This window comes from Nitrosomonas sp. Nm84 (assembly GCF_003201565.1).
Lineage (GTDB): Bacteria > Pseudomonadota > Gammaproteobacteria > Burkholderiales > Nitrosomonadaceae > Nitrosomonas.
Map to the genome: position 1 here is coordinate 1 of NZ_QJJP01000087.1, position 1,104 is coordinate 1,104.

At 42.1% G+C, this 1,104-nt stretch carries 1 protein-coding gene; it reads right to left on the minus strand.

The features are described from left to right. On the minus strand, positions 1-1,001 hold a 1,001-nt coding region (locus tag C8R34_RS16205; protein WP_110342317.1), incomplete at its 3' end, for an IS481 family transposase. Positions 1,002-1,104: the final 103 nt, after the last annotated feature.

Sequence of the window (1,104 nt, forward strand, 5' to 3'; positions counted from 1 at the left end):
CCATCAAGCAATGTTTCCAATGGTGTTCGTCCACAGCACATTTTTCCTTGATGAGTTCGTTCATTGTTATAGTATTCCATCCATTCGTCTAGATCTTTCTGTAGTTCCTCCATAGCTGAATAAAGTTTCTTCCTGAATGTGATTTGATAAAACTCATTCAGAATCGTTTTGTGAAATCGTTCACAAATCCCGTTTGTTTGCGGCGACATGGCTTTTGTTTGGGTATGATCAATATCATTGATCGCCAAATATAGCTGGTAATCATGCTGATCAACACGACCGCAATACTCTGTACCTCTGTCCGTTAAGATACGCAACATGGGTAGTTCGTACTGTTCAAAGTATGGCAATACCTTGTCATTGAGTAAGTCAGCTGCTGTAATCGGTGTTTTGGTTGTATAGAGTTTGGCAAAGGCTATTTTACTGTAGGTATCGATAAACGTTTGCTGATAAATACGGCCAACGCCCTTGAGGTTCCCGACATAAAACGTATCTTGAGAGCCCAGATAGCCTGGATGTGCCGTTTCTATTTCACCGCAGGCTTCATCGTCGTGCTTCTTCTTTTCAAGGGCTGCAACTTGCGCATCACTCAGAATAATGCCGTCATTAGCTACTTTGTCCTCGAGTACTTTCAAGCGCTTTTTAAAATTCTCCAGGTTGTGACGTAGCCAAATAGAGCGCACGCCACTACCTGATACAAATACACCTTGCTTACGAAGCTCATTGCTAGTTCGATGCTGTCCATGCGCGGGCTGCACAATTGCATAAACCGTGACTGCTTGTTCGGTCGCTTCATCAACACGGTTCTTGATATTTGGGGCTCTTCGATTCTTGTCTATCAACGCATCAAGACCTCCATGTTTAACAAGGTCATGATAGCGATAAAACGTATCCCGTGAGACGCCCATCACTTTACATGCCCTGGATACATTGCCCAATTCTTCCGCCAAATTTAATAATCCAGCTTTGTGTTTAATAATTCGATTGTTAGTATGTGTCATTGAGAGTTACCTCTTTTGTTTTGATTGAGATTCGATACCTTTATCAAAACCGGTAACTCTCACTTTTGCAAGTGATGTGTCAGATCAAGTCGGAACTAATACA